The sequence below is a fragment of the Catenovulum agarivorans YM01 genome (assembly GCF_000281085.1).
Taxonomy (GTDB): Bacteria; Pseudomonadota; Gammaproteobacteria; order Enterobacterales; family Alteromonadaceae; genus Catenovulum; species Catenovulum agarivorans.
Window position 1 is genome coordinate 1 of sequence record NZ_JH767523.1, and the last position, 16,768, is coordinate 16,768.

A 16,768-nucleotide genomic window follows, 5' to 3' on the forward strand; every position below is an offset into this window, starting at 1 on the left:
CTACGACAGAATCGCTTGGTAATTAAAGTGCGACAAAATCGCTTGGTGTTAACACTTGTAGCTGAATTAGTCTCGACTTGATCTGACACTTCTTCTTGAAAAGTTGAGAGTTACCCGTTTTGATAAAGGTGTCGAATCTTTAAATCAAAACAAACTAAGAGGTAACTCTCATGCTTCATACTAACAACCCAATCATTAAACACAAAGCCGGTTTACTCAATTTAGCCGAAGAACTTGGTAATGTATCCAGAGCTTGCAAAGTTATGGGCGTTTCACGAGATACATTTTATCGCTATCAGGAGCTGGTTGAAGATGGCGGAATCGATGCGCTGATAGATAAGTCTCGTAGAAAGCCAAACTTAAAAAATCGAGCGGATGAAGAAACCGAACAAGCAGTATTGAAATATGCGATAGATTTCCCTGCTCACGGCCAGCACAGAACCAGCAATGAGCTGCGCAAACAAGGCATATTTGTATCAGGTAGTGGCGTACGCTCAATCTGGCTTCGTCACGATTTAGAAAATTTCAAAAAACGGCTTAAAGCACTGGAAGCTAAAATCGCGAATGAGCACGTCATTTTAACGGATGAACAAATTGCAGCGCTTGAAAAGAAAAAGTACGATGATGAGGCTTGCGGTGAAATTGAGACCGCTCACCCAGGCTATCTAGGCTCTCAGGATACGTTTTATGTGGGCAACCTAAAAGGCGTTGGTCGAATCTATCAGCAAACCTTTGTCGATACCTATAGTAAAGTGGCTTTCGCTAAGCTGTATACGACCAAAACACCGATTACGGCAGCCGATATCCTAAACGATAAAGTCTTACCTTACTTCGAACAAAATGGGTTGCCTATGCTGCGTATCTTAACGGACCGAGGTACAGAATATTGCGGTAAAGTCGAAAATCATGATTATCAGTTATATTTGGCTATCAATGATATTGACCATACAAAAACAAAAGCGATGTCGCCACAAACCAACGGCATTTGCGAACGCTTCCATCGCACGATTTTAAATGAGTTTTATCAAGTCACTTTCCGTAAGAAGCTGTATGACTCACTGGAAGGATTACAAAAAGATCTGGACGAATGGATGGCTTATTACAATAATGAGCGAACACATCAGGGTAAAATGTGCTGTGGCAGAACACCGCGAGAAACATTATTAGATGGAAAACGAATTTGGGCTGAAAAGAATTTAGCTCAAATCTAAACTGACAGTCGCCGATTGAAAAACGGGTAACTGTCAGATCAAGTCTGAGCTAATACATTGTAGCAAACCATTTTGACGGTACAAAAATCAGCTGAGATTTTACTGTTAATTTGCACTGAAAAACGATCTGCCACTCAACTAAATTTACATTACTCGAGTTTTACTTGAGTATTTCACAGCAGCGCTTAGCTCACGCATTTCTTGCTCGGTCAGGTTACGCCAAGTGCCAACTCTTAAATTGCCTAAATGCACATTCATAATGCGTACACGTTTTAATTTAACTACGTTGTAGCCCAAATATTCACACATACGTCTAATTTGGCGGTTTAAGCCTTGGGTAAGAATAATGGTAAAAACATACTTACTTTGCATTTTAGTAACACAAGGTTTGGTAACTGTATTTAGTATAGGAATGCCATTGGACATTCTTTTGATAAAGTTATGGTTAATTGGTTTGTCTACTTGAACCACATATTCTTTTTCGTGCGCATTTTCGGCACGCAATATTTTATTGACTATATCGCCGTCGCTGGTCAGAAAAATCAAACCTTCTGAGGGCTTATCTAAACGGCCAATTGGGAAAATGCGCTCTGGGTGATTAACAGCTTCAATAATATTGCCTCTTTTATCAAGTTCTGTGGTGCAGGTAATACCAACAGGTTTATTATAGGCAATGTAAACCCGCTCAGTTTTATTGCTTTGGGCGGCTGTTATCACTCGTCCATTGACTTTAACTACGTCGCCTTCGCACACTTTTGTACCAAGTTCAGGAACTTTATCGTTAATCGTTACGCAGTTATCTGTTATTAAGCGGTCAGCTTCACGGCGGGAACAGAAACCTGAGTCACTGATATATTTATTAAGGCGTTTTGGCTCGGTCATAACAATTGTAAATAAGAAAAACTTGGTTTGAGATTATAACTATTCAAATTGGCTAATTCATTAATTTAATCGGCTAGATAATAACTTTGAAGCTTATAGGCGTAAAAAGTGATGTGAGTAACTCTAGCGCTTTGAACCTTTATAAGCCATAAGTGCAGGTATTAGCGCAGCAATTGAGCTAATACCCATGATGCTTATTAGATAAAAACTACTGTTTGTAACCAGAGATATAGGGTTAATGCCTATGGCGTATTGTGTAAGCAAGTAGTTTTTACTTATCGCTAAACAGGCCACCAATAAAGCAAGTGCAGTGATTATGCTGGTAATTACAATTAACAAAGCCTCAATTTGTATAATCAGCACAATAAAAAATGGTGATGCACCTACCATACGCATTAATCTAATTTCTTCTTTTCGTTCGCGTATAGACGCAATTAACATTGCGGTTAAACCAAGCACTGCAGATACAAACACTAAACCAGAGACAATCTGTAAGGTGTTTTCTAACACTGCCATGGACTGCCAGAATTCAGCCAATGCGACACCTGGCAAAATGGCTGTCATGGGCTCTTGTTTATCTGTGTTGATGGCTCGTTGCACGCTAAAAGTTTTTATTCTTGATTTGAGCCCTAACATAATCGCAGTAACTGATTGTGGCGTGAGATCTAACCCGCGCTGAAATGCTGCTGGCGTGTGCACAGCTTCAAGCCTTTGCAAACTCACATGAACTGTTTGGTCTACCGGTGTGCCAGTTGCTTGTAATATGCCAGTGATCACAAATGGGTTTTTATCGTGTTTAGTAAAGCTGGTTGAGCCAATACCATGTGAAATAATGATCTTGTCACCAATTTGGTAGTTGAGTTGTTGTGCAACTTTGTGCCCAAGTACTACGTCAAAGGTGTCTTGAAAAAACGCGCCATTTTGTAGCTCTAGTGATTGTTCTTCAGCATATTTAAAAAAGGTAAAGTAGTCAGGTGTTGTACCCAGCACTCGGTAACCCTTGTGTGAGTCACCTAAAGATATTGGCACAGCCCATTTTACATCTTTATTTTGCTTTAAATTTTCATAACTTTGCCAACTAATATTTGCGGTTGGTGAGCCCATTCTAAATACAGAGTAGAGCAATAAATTAAGTTGACCCGTTCGGGCGCCAACAATTAAATCGACTCCTGAAACACTACTGGAAAAACTTACTTTTGCTTGATGGCGAATATGTTCAACGCCTAACATAACCATTACGCTAATCGTCATTGCCAATATGGTGATTATCACTGAGCTTTTTCGATACATCAGGCTTTTTCTGGCGATGGCTAAAATCACGATTAATCCTTATTTGCCAGGTTAATTTGGTTTAGGGCGTGGGTTCGGTCAAAATAACTTTGCAAACTCATGTCATGGCTAACAAACAACAAATTGCAATTGTGGTTAGCACATAGTTTATTGAGTAGGGTAATAAAACTGTCTCTGGCATCTTGGTCAAGTGATGAGGTTGGCTCGTCAGCTATCAACAATTTTGGTTGGTTAATAAAAGCTCTTGCTATGCCAATTCTTTGCTGCTGGCCAACGCTGAGTTGGGATACTGGGCGCTGGCAATCATCAATATTTACCTGTAGTTCCTCTAGCAAATCCATAATTGTTTTGTCAGCGTTCGCCTGTTGTTTCTTTGTATTTGCTGCGAAGTATTGGGCTAAATGAATATTGTCGAACGCATTTAAGTAAGGGATGAGATTAAATTTTTGGAAAATATAGCCAATGTTTTGTGCTCTAAACTTATCTAACTTGTGTTGCTTTAGCTTATCTAAGCGTTCATTTAAAACTTCAACTCTGCCACTAGTTGGTTTTATTACACCACTAACAATATTCAACAAAGTACTTTTACCACTGCCAGATGGGCCATATAAAAAATGTTTTTGTTGCTGAGCAAGTTGCCAGTCTTTGATCTGAATAATCGTTTTGTTTTTATTTGAAGGGTAAGCGTATGTAACTTCGTGCAGCTGAATAAGCATTTTCTACAAGTTTTATCTGTTTTTGTGTGTGATAATATAACACATCGATTTTTTTGAGGTTAATTATGCTTAGAAGTTTTTTCATTGTGATTTTGCTTTTTGTTGTTGGTTGTGAGCAAAACAAGCAGCAAGCTCTTGTTGTTGATACTTCTCTGGATACGAAATTTGCTCAACAAGCTGCTGACGGGAATGCAAGTAAAGATGACCAATCCGAGATTAGCTTCAACGAAACCTTGTATACAAAAATAGAGTGGGATGCACTGATCCTAGCTGAAATCCGCAATTTACTTGAAAACCCACCTAATTATTTGTCTGAGTTACCAGATGGGTTGACCGATGAAGAACTATTAAAACTTATCGACGAAGCTCGACAAAAAAATGAGGCTGAAATTATTGCTTATGAAAAAGCACTCGCCTCCACGGAAGTAGTTAAAGAAATGGCCGGTAAAAAGGTGACTATTCCAGGCTTTGTTGTTCCTGTTGCTTATAACGAGCAACAGCAAGTAACACGCTTTTTCTTGGTTCCGTATTTTGGCGCTTGTATTCATTCACCACCGCCGCCACCGAATCAAATAATTTATGTTGAAAATACTCAAGGGTTGGAGTTGGAGTATCTGTACGATCCAATTTTGGTATCAGGCACATTAACAATCGACTTATTTGAAGATGAATTGGCGACTTCGGCTTATGTAATGTCGCTTGAGCATTATAAGCCTTACTACGACTAGATACTCAACAGACGATCATTTTAGCTGGAAAGAAGCTTCGTTGGCCGTCAGTGTTTTAGCACCTTGTTTTCTATCTGTAATCCATCTAGTCTGAATTTGTTGTAAACGCTCAAAATATTTAAATACGTGTACATCGAAATTGGTTACTTCACTCACATTTTGACATTTGAATTGATAGGAAACCAAGATCTCTGAGTGAGTGGATGAATGTTTGTTTTCATTATGATGTTCGTCTTCATGTTTATGATTATTATGATTGTTGTGTCCATGTTCATCAGCATGTTTGTCTTCGGGCAATACTGCACTCACATCAATTTCGCTATTAATCAACTGGCAATTACCCTCAGCAAAAGTGGCAAGTTTGTCTGGATTAGACAGCAACTTCTGTGCAGCTTTTACTCTTATAAGCTCTGCTTCACTTGTGGCTTTATATTCAAAACCAACAACGCTTTCAGAAGGTACTGAAAACTCGAGGTGCAGTTCAGTGTTTTCCATAGCAACAGTTAACTGAGCATAACCATGCACATGTGCGCCTTGCTCTGCTGCATTAACTGTATTAATTGACGTTGTCGCCACAGCTAGGCTAGTGACTAAAGCTTTGGTTAAGGTATTTCGAATCACTTTTTTGCTCATTATCTTTATTATTCAAATATTTTGTTAATCGATAAAATCTAGGGTGAGTAACAGTCTTTTTTCGTTTTTACCAACGGTAGGCGACCTATGCACTAATCTTGCACCTTCATTACCTTGCCAGCCATCACCTTTAAGCAGTGCAACATCGCCACAGTTTAGCTGCTGAATATCGCTAGTTTGTTGGTAAATTCCAGATTGCTGGTCAGATAAACCAAAACTGCCAGCCCCCAATTTTGTCCTGTCTACCTTGCTGTGTTCAAGCCATTCGGTTGCTTTGCCAGAAAAGGTGCTAACTAAGCGGCAAGGAATGTGATCAACATGAAATTTGGGACACATGGCTCTATCTAATAAATTTAACCTTAATCCAGCTCTTGGTAAATCGAATAAAGTACAAAACATTTCAACTATGGTGGACAGGTGATGACACAAATTGGGTGTTTGCTGAAACTCATGGTTATATTCGACGAGTTGCTGAATCGTGTTGTTAGGTGTTACCGCGAGTACAAGGTTGAGGCGGCTGAACTGTTGAATAACCGATATTTCTTCAACCACATTGGCGGCTAATTGATGCTGCCAAATGGCAATATTGATATCTGGCTCATATATATCGGCAAGTACAGATGGGTCTTGTGATTTTGAGCTGACTATTTTACTGATAGGCGAATGATTGTATGCAATTGCCGAATGAGTCATGTTACTACCTAGGTTAACATTTTGTATTGTTATGTTATAACGTAATTATTTGTCTTGGTAGTAGCAACTGCAAATTTACTGTTGGTTTCTATTGTTGATTAAGCAACCCGAGTAACAATCTACTCGGGTTATATCTTCAAGTAGCTTGGGTATAAATAACTAATCTAACAAATCAATTGCATCAATGCTGATGCTTGGTGATAGATATCCTGTGGTTGAAGTGCCGCTAATAACACTCACAGTTAAAATATTCCAATCGTTGGCATTGCTTTGCCACGCACTGGCTGGAATATCATAAGTAAAGGTGGTGTTATTGCAGCGGTAGCTACCTGTAGTTAAATTTCGCGTACTAGGCTGGCTTGACGGTGATGGAAAAGCTGACGACCAATTATTTACCGTAATTGTTGGGCGGCCACCGGCAAAAGCACAGGTAATTCCAATTCTAAGTTGATGTGCTTGAGCGAGTTGGCTGCTGGATAATTTAAAGTAAATTATGTGGTCGTTGTTAATATCTTTCCACATATAAGCAGGGAAGGTCGCTGTATTGGTAGTGCTGACAATAAAGTTAGCAGGGTCCCAATTGCTCATACGCACATCTGACGGATGCATGGTCGTAAGCTTATCACCATTTAAAAACTCATTGGGTGTGCCGTCCCAATTGCCAATACGCCAGATAGAGTTTGTATTTTGTGGATCATTATTTATTGAAAATGAGTTTAATATAGTTACTTGGTCTGCTTGCACTGAAACACTTCGCGTATCAACCGCTAATTCATTTTTGTAAGTGGTCATAGTGTAAGTACCAGGCAGCATATCATCACTGCTAAAATAGCCTGAACTCGGGTTTGCGTCTGCCCAATATTGAGCTGTTGTATTGGCGAAACCAACCGTATAATCAAAGTTTGTATCTCGGCCACTTATGCCAACCCCAGCTACTCGACCTCTGCCGCTATCCGCCACGTAGCCGGTTAATCCCATATTACTAAACCAACTAGTATCAGGTGTTGTTGGATCTTCTCCATTGGTCACTACTAAAGTGTAATGATTTAAAATTCCAGTGCGATAGCCTTCTGTTTGCGCTTGAGCATAATTAACTATATAAGTTATTTCTTGGTCGGTCGCACTTCCTTGATTTAACAAACTGCGATAAAAAGGCCCACCAGAGCCACCTTCATAGTTATCTCTAACCAACCACATACCAACGCCACTGCCTGTTGCGCCGATAAATTGCCAGTCTTTTATGCGCATATTTGAATAATGTTTAGAGCGAGTTTCGCCATTGTTGAGTGCAAAAATATCACCAGCTTCAACGGTTGAGACTGTTTGCGAAATATCTGACGGTTCAGGTCCGTAGGGCAGTAAACTACGGCTCATTCGCAAAATGTATCTCACATGGCCATGTACACTGGGCTCGGTTGTGAAATGAGTCGCCATATATATATGCGGATAGCCATTTCTAGCCATGTAGTAATGGGTTAAATCACCAGCTTGTACTGTGACCTTAATGTAATTGGTATTGATGACTTGAGCACTAACACTCACCGAAGAGGTATTGCTATATAACCAGTCAAAGCCTGAATTAATTTGTGAACCACGGCTTTGGTTTTGGTATTTAACACCATTGACTTTTAGTGATGCTATATCTCCCGGTGATTGAGTGCTTGAGCCATTGTCAGTGCGGCGAATACTAAAGGTTAATCCCGCGTTTGTATCAACTGTATAGAAATCAGTTGAAGTTGATAAACTAAATGCTGCGATACTAGGTTTGCTGAAAATGCTGCAGGCGAGTATCAACAATATCCAATTTAAGTGTTTGTTTTTAATATGTTTTAAATCCGTGTGTAAGTGATAATTATGTATCCGTCAAGCTGTGTAGATACACATGTCTTAGTTGGTAAATCAATTTGTTTATTTACCAAAGTAGATGTTAGTAAAGTATTGAAAATGATCAGCTTTGATTTTACGTGGTTTATTTTGATTGTTGTGAATTTGCTTTATATTTATTTAAGTTTTCTGAACTATACTGAAATTGAAATTGCAGAAGGGTAATAGCAATACTTTACCTTGGTCTTTAGCTCTTACTTTGGACAAACCCAATGACTATTAAAAACATGTTACGAATGGCTTTTGGAGTCACGATCGCGATCGCTATTGCTTTACTGCTGGTGGTTTTGATGTTGAAGGGGAATTTGACTGACAGTTTTGTGGCTGGAGAACAGAGATACAAGATCAGTCATATGGCGAAGTTAGCTAAAGAAAACTCAATTGAACTGACTACTTTGGCTCGGCAATATGTAGCGACACTCGATGACAAATATAAAAATCAATATGACTTATTGGTAGATCAAATACAGGGCAAAGCCGCGTATCCTGATGGTATAACTCGTGCGTATTTAAATAGATTGCGAGATGAGGGCGTCGACAAAAATGCGCTGGTTCACTTGGAAGAGTCTGTTTCTTTATCTATGAATTTAGTCAATACCGAAGTAGCCGCATTTAATTTAGTCGCAGATTTTACCCACAAAGATATATCAGATTTAACAGCGCAGGAAAGACAACAGTGGTTGCAAGCTATGGATATGCTCAATAACCCAGCATATATGCGAGAAACAACAAAAATTATGGCGCCAGTCGATAAATTTGTGAAAGCTTCTGAAGGTGCAAGTCAGCTAGCATTGCAGAGAGTTCAAGCAAGTGCTGACACCATTAGTTTATTTAGTATAGTTGCAGTGTTGGTGATAATTGCTTTATTGATACTCTGTTACTTGTGGCTAGAAAAAAATGTCATTCGGGTTACCCAGCTACTGACGGCAAAAGCGCAAAAAATAGCTCAGGGAGATTTAACCCAGCATATTCAACTCAAAGGTGAAAACGAATTGGCTCAATTAGCGTATGCATTTAATTTAATGGTGAGTAATTTAAGCGATCTGTTAAAAACAATTCAGTCGCAGTCAGAAATCGCTAAAAATGCCGCGAGTAAATTAAGTGATATCGCTAAACAATCGGCTGAATTGACTACAAAACAAGATTCAGCAATTGAGGTTATATCTAGTTCAATCTACGAAAACTCAACGGCAGTCAAAGAAGTTGCCGGAAATTGTAGCGAGGCTGCTCAATCAGCGACTCGGGCTGATGATGTAACATGTGGTGGGCTACAAATTGTTGAAAAAAGTATCCAATCCGTTCGCTTGGTATCGGACGCACTCAATCAGGCAACTCACGATTTAGTTGATTTAGAAACATCCGTTAAGGATGTTGCGGCTATATTAGACGTTATTAATAATATTGCGGAACAAACCAATTTATTGGCGTTAAACGCGGCTATTGAAGCAGCACGAGCAGGCGAACAAGGACGAGGGTTTGCAGTGGTTGCTGACGAGGTGCGGACATTAGCTAAACGCACGCAAGAATCGACCACAGAAATCCAACGCAAAATAGGTGCATTACAGAGTGTTACTAATGCTGTGTCTGAACAAATTCAAACGAGTGATTCTCATGCCAAACAGGCGGTGGATAATTCTCAACAAGTTGGTGAAATTTTACGGGAAATTCAGCAGTTGGTCACAAACATTAATCAAATGAATACCTCAATAGCAGCAGCATCTGAAGAGCAAACTCAAGTATCAGATGATATTGCTGAGCGCTTAGTGGTTATTCACGATGGTTCTAAAATAGCAAATGGTCAAAGTCGTTCTGTTTCGGAGTCATCTGCACAGTTAACCAAAATCGCTAATTTGTTGGCTCAAGAAACTAAACGATTTAAGTTGAATCATTAAAAAACGCTAGATTAATCTGTATGATTGAGAAATTTTCATCATTAGCTTGCAATAAAAGCCTGATCAAACAGTAGGCATTGTGCGTAGTTCATACTACAATACGCGACTTTAATACTTTACTGTGCTTTTTAACAGGAGAAACCATGTTAACTCGTGACATGAATATTGCTGATTTTGATCCAGATTTATGGCAAGCCATTCAAGAAGAAACGGTTCGTCAAGAAGAACACATTGAGCTTATCGCCTCTGAAAACTACGCAAGCCCACGCGTTTTAGAAGCTCAAGGCTCTCAATTAACTAACAAATATGCTGAAGGTTACCCAGGCAAACGTTATTACGGTGGCTGTGAGCATGTAGATGTTGTTGAGCAATTAGCAATTGATCGTGCAAAAGAGTTATTTGGTGCTGATTACGCAAACGTACAGCCTCACTCTGGTTCTCAAGCAAATGGTGCTGTTTTCCAAGCTTTATTACAACCAGGTGATACAGTTTTAGGTATGAGCCTAGCGCACGGTGGTCACTTAACCCATGGTGCTCACGTAAACTTTTCTGGTAAACATTACAATGCAATCCAATACGGATTAAACCCAGAAACAGGTGAAATTGATTACGAGCAAGTTGAAGCTTTAGCTTTAGAGCACAAACCAAAAATGATTATTGGTGGTTTTTCAGCTTACGCATTAGTCGTTGATTGGGCTAAATTACGTGAAATCGCAGATAAAGTAGGTGCTTACCTTTTAGTTGATATGGCACACGTTGCAGGTTTAATCGCAGCTGGCGTTTATCCTTCACCAATGCAATACGCTGACGTGGTTACTACAACTACCCACAAAACTTTAGCTGGTCCTCGCGGTGGTTTAATCTTATCTGCTAAGAAAGATGAAGACCTATACAAAAAGCTAAACAGTGCTGTATTCCCAGGTGGCCAAGGTGGTCCTTTATGTCACGTTATCGCGGCTAAAGCTGTTGCTTTCAAAGAAGCAATGCAGCCTGAGTTTAAAGCTTACCAACAACAAGTTGTTAAGAATGCACAAGCTATGGTTGAAGTATTAAACCAACGTGGCTACAAAGTAGTTTCTGGTAAAACTGAAAACCACTTATTCTTAGTTGATTTAATCGACAAAGACATTACTGGTAAAGATGCTGACGCTGCATTAGGCCGCGCAAACATTACAGTAAACAAAAACTCTGTACCAAACGATCCACGTTCACCATTTGTAACTTCTGGTTTGCGTATCGGTACACCTTCAATCACGCGTCGTGGTTTCAAAGAAGCTGAAGCTAAAGATTTAGCTGGCTGGATTTGTGATGTGTTAGACAACATCAACGACGAATCTGCTATCGAAGCAGTTAAAGAGAAAGTTAAAGGTATTTGTCAAAAATTACCTGTATATGCTTAATAGTTATACACTTTCTGATTGAACAACGGGCCGCTTTATGCGGCCTGATTGCATTTTGAGGTAAACAAAATGTATTGCCCATTTTGTGCAGCACAAGACACTAAAGTAATTGATAGCCGTTTGGTTGCTGAAGGTCACCAAATTAGGCGTCGTCGTCAATGTTTCGAATGCCAAGAAAGATTCACCACATTTGAAACCGCTGAGCTTGTAATGCCACGAATTATTAAAAACGACGGTAATCGTCAGCCTTTCGACGAAGATAAATTACGAGCAGGTTTAATGCGTGCGTTGGAAAAACGCCCGGTTAGTGCTGAGCATATCGAAACGCTCATCACTCAATTAAAATCGGCTTTACGCGCAACAGGTGAGCGTGAAGTTGAAAGCAAAATGATTGGCAATATTCTGATGGAAAAACTTAAGGAAGTAGACCAAGTTGCCTATGTGCGTTTTGCTTCTGTATACCGTAGTTTCCAAGATATTAAAGAATTTGGCGAAGCCATCGCCGGGTTAGATGATAAATCAGCAAAATAATCTAAGCTAATAGATCAAGTAAATAAAATGCAGGTTGCAACTAATATGTCGGCGCTTTATAAGCAAGACTTTGAATACATGGCTAGAGCCATCCACCTAGCTGAAAAAGGCCAATACACCACAAGCCCAAACCCTAGAGTGGGCTGTGTGATTGTAAAAGAGCAAACCATAGTTGGTGAGGGTTACCACATTCGTGCAGGCGAAGGCCATGCTGAAGTGAATGCTCTTAAACAAGCAGGTGAGCAAGCTCAAGGTGCAACTGCATATGTCACACTTGAACCATGTAGCCATTTTGGCCGTACACCACCGTGTGCCCAAGCTTTAATCAAAGCAGGCATAAAAAAGGTGGTAGTGGGTATGACAGATCCAAACCCACAAGTGAGTGGCCGTGGTATTGAAATGCTGCGCGAAGCTGGCATTCAAGTAATAGAGCCTTGTTTAGAGCAAGACTGCAAAAATTTAAACCCAGGTTTTATTAAACGCATGACTGAGAATATGCCATATGTGCGTTTAAAATTGGCCTGTAGTTTAGATGGCCGTACAGCTATGGATTCAGGTGAAAGTCAGTGGATCACTAGCGCTGACGCCAGGCGTGATGTGCAAACATACAGAGCGCGCAGCTGTGCAATTTTATCTGGTTCTGGCACTGTATTGGCGGATGATCCAAGTTTGAATGTACGCGAGTCTGATTTAAATTTTGAATATGCACATCAGCCTATTCGCCAGCCAATTAAATGTATTATCGATAATCAGCTAAAAATAACCCCTGATTTAAAATTGTTTGAGAATGATGCTCAAGTGTATTTACTCTCAAACAAATCGCGCCAACAAGCCCTACCAGAAAACTGCCAAGCCATTCAACTTAATCAACAAAGTGCTAAAGTTGATTTGCATGAGGTAATGGCTGAGCTTGCAAATAAACAAATCAATGAAATTTGGGTTGAAGCTGGGGCTAAATTGGCAGGCGCTTTAATTAAAGAAAACTTGGTTGATGAGTTGATTATTTACCAAGCTCCCATATTAATGGGTGAGAATACTTTTGGTTTGGTTAACCTTCCTGAATTAACCGAATTAAAACAAGCGGTAAGATGGCAATATGTAAGCCAAACTCGTGTTGGTCAAGATTTAAAATTAGTATTAAAGGCAATATAACCCATGTTTACAGGTATTGTTGAAACCGTAGGTAACATCAAAGCGGTTAATCAAAAAGCAGGTGATTTTGAAATAGTCATCGAGAGTCAGTTAGATTTATCAGACGTTCAGCTCGGTGACAGCATTGCCGTAAGTGGAGTTTGTTTAACCGTAACCAAATTACAAGGGCAAAGCTTTTTTGCTGATGTGTCGGCGGAAACGATAAAAAGAACTAAAATTGGTCAATTGCCAATTGGTGGTCAAGTTAATTTAGAAAAAGCCTGTACGCCAAATACAAGGCTAGGCGGACACATTGTCAGTGGCCATGTTGATGGAGTAGCTCATGTAACGAGCATATACGCCAATGCCAATGCAACTGACTATTGGTTAGAATCGCCAGCGAATTTAGCGCATTACATTGCTGAAAAAGGCTCTGTTACTTTAGATGGTATCAGCTTAACTGTAAATGAAGTTGCTGGTAACCAATTTAGATTAACCATTATTCCGCATACCAGTGAGCGTACGGCAATCAGCAACTGGCAAGTTGGCTCAGGGGTAAATTTAGAAGTTGATGTAATCGCGCGTTATTTAGAAAGACTTATGCAAGGGCGTGCAGAAGGCCAAGCTACTTCGGGCGTAACATTAGATTTGCTGCATAAAAGCGGCATGATCAAATAAGGGTATTCAATGAACTTAAACAGCGCAGCAGAAATTATTGAAGATATTCGTCAAGGCAAAAGTGTTATTTTGATGGATGACGAAGATAGAGAAAATGAGGGTGACTTAATTGTTGCCGCCGAGCATTGCACCCCTGAAGTTATCAACTTTATGGCAACACATGGCCGCGGATTAATTTGTTTAACTTTAACGCGAGAGCGTTGTGAGCAGCTAGATTTGCCATTAATGGTGGATAGAAACAAAGCACAATTTGGGACAAATTTTACTTTATCTATTGAAGCCGCTACAGGTGTGACAACGGGTATTTCTGCTGCTGATCGTTCACGTACCGTTAGAGCTGCGGTTGCCCGTGATGCACGTCCTGATGATATTGTGCAGCCTGGTCATATCTTCCCAATTATGGCGCAAGATGGTGGTGTATTAAATCGTGCTGGCCATACAGAAGCTGGTTGTGATTTAGCCCGTTTAGCTGGTTTAGAGCCTGCAGGTGTGATTGTTGAAATTTTAAATGAAGATGGCACTATGGCACGCCGTCCAGAATTAGAAAAATTTGCTAAAAAGCATGATTTAAAAATTGGCACCATTGCTGATTTAATTGAGTACCGCAACAATACAGAAACCACAATCGAAAAAATCGCAGAATGTAAATTACCAACTAAATATGGTGAATTTGATTTAGTGACTTTCCGCGACACGATTGATGGTCAAGTGCATTTTGCGTTGAAAAATACTGATATTGACCATGAAACTCCAGTTTTAGTGCGTGTGCATGTTACCCATGTATTTGGTGACTTATTGCAGTCGGTCCGTGAAGAATCGCGCGGATGGGAGTTAGGTTGTGCGCTTGAACGTATCTCTAAAGAAGGTGGTGTTTTGGTATTACTCGGTAAAAACGAAACCCCAGAAGAACTTATCGCCAAAGTTAGAGCATTTGAAGCAGAAGATGCGGGCAAACCTGCGCGCCGCACGGCAAATTGGCGTGGCTCGTCACGCACTGTGGGCGTAGGTTCACAAATTTTAGCTGCACTCAATGTGGGTAAAATGCGCTTGTTGAGCTCACAGAAAAAGTATCATTCACTCGGTGGATTTGGATTAGAAGTGGTTGAATACGTAGAAGAGTAATCAAGTATCAACATATGGTTATTTTTTTGGTAGAATCCACGCCAATTTGATATCGAATAGATTTATAAGTTTATAAGGTTAATTACATGCAAGTTATTGAAGGTGCATTTCCAGCACAAGGTAAAAAGTTTGCGATTGTTGTATCTCGTTTTAACGCATTTATTGTTGAAAGTTTAGTTGAAGGTGCAATCGACACTTTAAAGCGTCATGGTCAAGTAAAAGACGAAGACATTACTATCGTTCGTTGCCCTGGTGCATATGAATTGCCATTAGTTGCGAAGAAAGTAGCTGAAAGCAAAAACTACGATGCAATTATTGCATTAGGCGCGGTTATCCGTGGTGGTACGCCACATTTTGATTTCGTAGCAAACGAGTGTAACAAAGGTTTAGCGCAAGTGTCTTTAGACTACAACTTACCAGTTGCATTTGGTGTATTAACAACAGATTCTATTGAACAAACTATCGAACGTGCTGGTACCAAAATGGGTAACAAAGGTGGCGAAGCTGCATTAAGCGCGTTAGAAATGGTTAACGTTTTAGCTCAGCTATAGGAGTAGGGCATTGAAACCTTCTCATCGTCGTCGCTCGCGTGAGCTTGCTACACAGTCTGTATACTCTTGGCAGGCTTCAGGCAATAGAGCCGTAAATATCATTGAATCTACAATGGAAGAAGTAGATGTTAAGAGTTTTGATGTAAACTTTTATCGCAGCTTAGTCACTGGCACGGTAAATAATGCTAAAGACTTAGATGTTGCTTTTCAGGATTATTTAGATCGCCCATTGGATGATTTAGATATGGTTGAACGTGCGATTTTACGCGTAGCAACATATGAGCTAGTGCACTGCGTTGATGTACCATACAAAGTGGTCATCAACGAAGCAATTGAAATTGCCAAAACTTTTGCCGCAGAAGACAGCCACAAATTTATCAATGGTGTGTTAGATAAAGCGGTTAAAAAATTACGTCCATTCGGTAAGTAATAGATGGCCGAATTTGAGCTTATCGCTCAGCATTTTTCATTCGGCCATAAGCCAAACACAGTCGTTTTAGATAAAGGAGACGACTGTGCTTTGATTAAACCCAACCCGTCATCCTCTAATCTTCTAGCAATTACCACAGACTCGTTAGTTGCGGGTACACACTTTTTAGCTGATATCTCTCCTAAAGCACTTGCCAGCCGAGCACTTAATACCAATTTAAGCGATTTAGCTGCAATGGGCGCAACCCCCAAATGGTATAGCCTAGCGTTAACTTTGCCAAAAGACATTGCGAATAACCAAACTTGGTTAAGCGAATTTAGCCAGCAACTTGCTGCGTTAAGTGAAGAATATGGCTGTTATTTAATTGGTGGTGATACCACATCTGGCCCACTGGCTGTCACTATTAGCATTATTGGTGAAGTAGAACACAGCCAAGCTATGCTTAGAGAAAATGCTCAAGTTGGCGATTTGGTGTGTGTGACTGGTAGTTTGGGCGATGCTGCTGGTGGTTTACAGTTTGTATTGGATAAAGATTTAACAGCAGTAAAACCTGTATATAAACAGCATTTGTTAGCTAGGTTTAATCACCCAACACCTAGAGTCGCTTTTGGTTTAGCTGTGAAACAATATGTATGCTGCGCAATAGATATCTCAGATGGTTTAGTTGCCGATTTATCACATATTGTAAAAGCCTCACAAGTATCAGCTGAAATTGAGTTATCACAGTTACCTGTGTCAGATGCATTAGTCGGCCAATTTGGTCAAACTCAAGCTTGCCAATATGCTGCGACGGGTGGGGATGACTACGAGCTATGTTTTACCGTCAATCCACAACACTTAATGGATATAAATAAAATTGCAGAGCAAACCGGCATTGCAGTAACTGTAGTCGGTAGAATTACAGAATCTGACCAAAGTAACCACAGTGTAACCACTTTATTAAACGGGCAGGTTCAGCAGCTAACACAATTGGGATATCAACATTTTGCTTAATTT

At 40.0% G+C, this 16,768-nt stretch carries 17 protein-coding genes; 11 read left to right on the plus strand and 6 right to left on the minus strand.

The window, feature by feature from the left end; genetic code table 11:
- Positions 1–170 precede the first annotated feature (170 nt).
- On the plus strand, positions 171–1,211 hold the full coding sequence (locus tag WSC_RS0104565; RefSeq protein ID WP_016954730.1) for an IS481 family transposase: 1,041 nt from the start codon (positions 171–173) through the stop codon (positions 1,209–1,211).
- Between the two features lie 144 nt (positions 1,212–1,355).
- Here WSC_RS0104565 and rluF read toward each other — a convergent pair whose 3' ends face one another.
- The 3 genes from rluF to WSC_RS0104580 form a co-directional block, all read right to left on the minus strand.
- Complete coding sequence (rluF, locus tag WSC_RS0104570) at positions 1,356–2,093, minus strand: 23S rRNA pseudouridine(2604) synthase RluF (RefSeq protein WP_016954731.1); 738 nt, start codon at positions 2,091–2,093, stop codon at positions 1,356–1,358.
- 123 nt (positions 2,094–2,216) lie between these two features.
- A complete protein-coding gene (locus tag WSC_RS0104575; RefSeq protein WP_237716286.1) occupies positions 2,217–3,383 on the minus strand; it encodes an ABC transporter permease in 1,167 nt (388 codons plus the stop codon).
- A 32-nt stretch (positions 3,384–3,415) separates the two neighbouring features.
- Complete coding sequence (locus WSC_RS0104580) at positions 3,416–4,099, minus strand: ABC transporter ATP-binding protein (RefSeq protein ID WP_016954733.1); 684 nt, start codon at positions 4,097–4,099, stop codon at positions 3,416–3,418.
- Between the two features lie 65 nt (positions 4,100–4,164).
- Here WSC_RS0104580 and WSC_RS0104585 point away from each other — a divergent pair, with 65 nt between their 5' ends.
- Entirely contained in the window at positions 4,165–4,827 is a 663-nt protein-coding gene (locus tag WSC_RS0104585) for a DUF3299 domain-containing protein (RefSeq protein WP_016954734.1), read from the plus strand.
- Positions 4,828–4,842: 15 nt separating this feature from the next.
- On the opposite strand, the gene WSC_RS0104590 is transcribed toward WSC_RS0104585, so the two are convergent.
- The 3 genes from WSC_RS0104590 to WSC_RS0104600 all read right to left on the minus strand — a co-directional run bounded on the left by WSC_RS0104590 (position 4,843) and on the right by WSC_RS0104600 (position 7,947).
- Positions 4,843–5,460: a ZrgA family zinc uptake protein gene (locus WSC_RS0104590; RefSeq protein WP_016954735.1), complete on the minus strand. Its 618-nt coding sequence runs from the start codon at positions 5,458–5,460 to the stop codon at positions 4,843–4,845.
- A 24-nt stretch (positions 5,461–5,484) separates the two neighbouring features.
- Positions 5,485–6,153: a DUF1826 domain-containing protein gene (locus WSC_RS0104595; protein WP_016954736.1), complete on the minus strand. Its 669-nt coding sequence runs from the start codon at positions 6,151–6,153 to the stop codon at positions 5,485–5,487.
- Between the two features lie 159 nt (positions 6,154–6,312).
- Complete coding sequence (locus tag WSC_RS0104600) at positions 6,313–7,947, minus strand: rhamnogalacturonan lyase B N-terminal domain-containing protein (RefSeq protein ID WP_016954737.1); 1,635 nt, start codon at positions 7,945–7,947, stop codon at positions 6,313–6,315.
- 443 nt (positions 7,948–8,390) lie between these two features.
- Here WSC_RS0104600 and WSC_RS0104610 point away from each other — a divergent pair, with 443 nt between their 5' ends.
- The 9 genes from WSC_RS0104610 to thiL all read left to right on the plus strand — a co-directional run bounded on the left by WSC_RS0104610 (position 8,391) and on the right by thiL (position 16,765).
- Complete coding sequence (locus tag WSC_RS0104610) at positions 8,391–9,929, plus strand: methyl-accepting chemotaxis protein (RefSeq protein WP_169315456.1); 1,539 nt, start codon at positions 8,391–8,393, stop codon at positions 9,927–9,929.
- Between the two features lie 143 nt (positions 9,930–10,072).
- Positions 10,073–11,329 carry a serine hydroxymethyltransferase gene (gene glyA / locus WSC_RS0104615; RefSeq protein ID WP_016954740.1) on the plus strand — a complete coding sequence of 419 codons (1,257 nt, stop codon included), beginning with the start codon at positions 10,073–10,075 and terminating at the stop codon, positions 11,327–11,329.
- Positions 11,330–11,398: 69 nt separating this feature from the next.
- On the plus strand, positions 11,399–11,860 hold the full coding sequence (gene nrdR, locus WSC_RS0104620; RefSeq protein WP_016954741.1) for a transcriptional regulator NrdR: 462 nt from the start codon (positions 11,399–11,401) through the stop codon (positions 11,858–11,860).
- 45 nt (positions 11,861–11,905) lie between these two features.
- Positions 11,906–13,012: a bifunctional diaminohydroxyphosphoribosylaminopyrimidine deaminase/5-amino-6-(5-phosphoribosylamino)uracil reductase RibD gene (ribD, locus tag WSC_RS0104625; RefSeq protein WP_026016663.1), complete on the plus strand. Its 1,107-nt coding sequence runs from the start codon at positions 11,906–11,908 to the stop codon at positions 13,010–13,012.
- A gap of 3 nt (positions 13,013–13,015) precedes the next feature.
- Positions 13,016–13,669: a riboflavin synthase gene (locus WSC_RS0104630; protein WP_016954743.1), complete on the plus strand. Its 654-nt coding sequence runs from the start codon at positions 13,016–13,018 to the stop codon at positions 13,667–13,669.
- Between the two features lie 9 nt (positions 13,670–13,678).
- Entirely contained in the window at positions 13,679–14,791 is a 1,113-nt protein-coding gene (ribBA, locus tag WSC_RS0104635) for a bifunctional 3,4-dihydroxy-2-butanone-4-phosphate synthase/GTP cyclohydrolase II (RefSeq protein WP_016954744.1), read from the plus strand.
- 86 nt (positions 14,792–14,877) lie between these two features.
- Positions 14,878–15,342: a 6,7-dimethyl-8-ribityllumazine synthase gene (ribH, locus tag WSC_RS0104640; RefSeq protein ID WP_016954745.1), complete on the plus strand. Its 465-nt coding sequence runs from the start codon at positions 14,878–14,880 to the stop codon at positions 15,340–15,342.
- A 10-nt stretch (positions 15,343–15,352) separates the two neighbouring features.
- On the plus strand, positions 15,353–15,772 hold the full coding sequence (gene nusB, locus WSC_RS0104645) for a transcription antitermination factor NusB (RefSeq protein WP_016954746.1): 420 nt from the start codon (positions 15,353–15,355) through the stop codon (positions 15,770–15,772).
- A gap of 3 nt (positions 15,773–15,775) precedes the next feature.
- The gene (gene thiL / locus WSC_RS0104650) at positions 15,776–16,765 is read left to right on the plus strand and encodes a thiamine-phosphate kinase (protein WP_016954747.1); all 990 of its coding nucleotides are present in this window, start codon (positions 15,776–15,778) and stop codon (positions 16,763–16,765) included.
- The last annotated feature ends 3 nt before the right edge of the window (positions 16,766–16,768 follow it).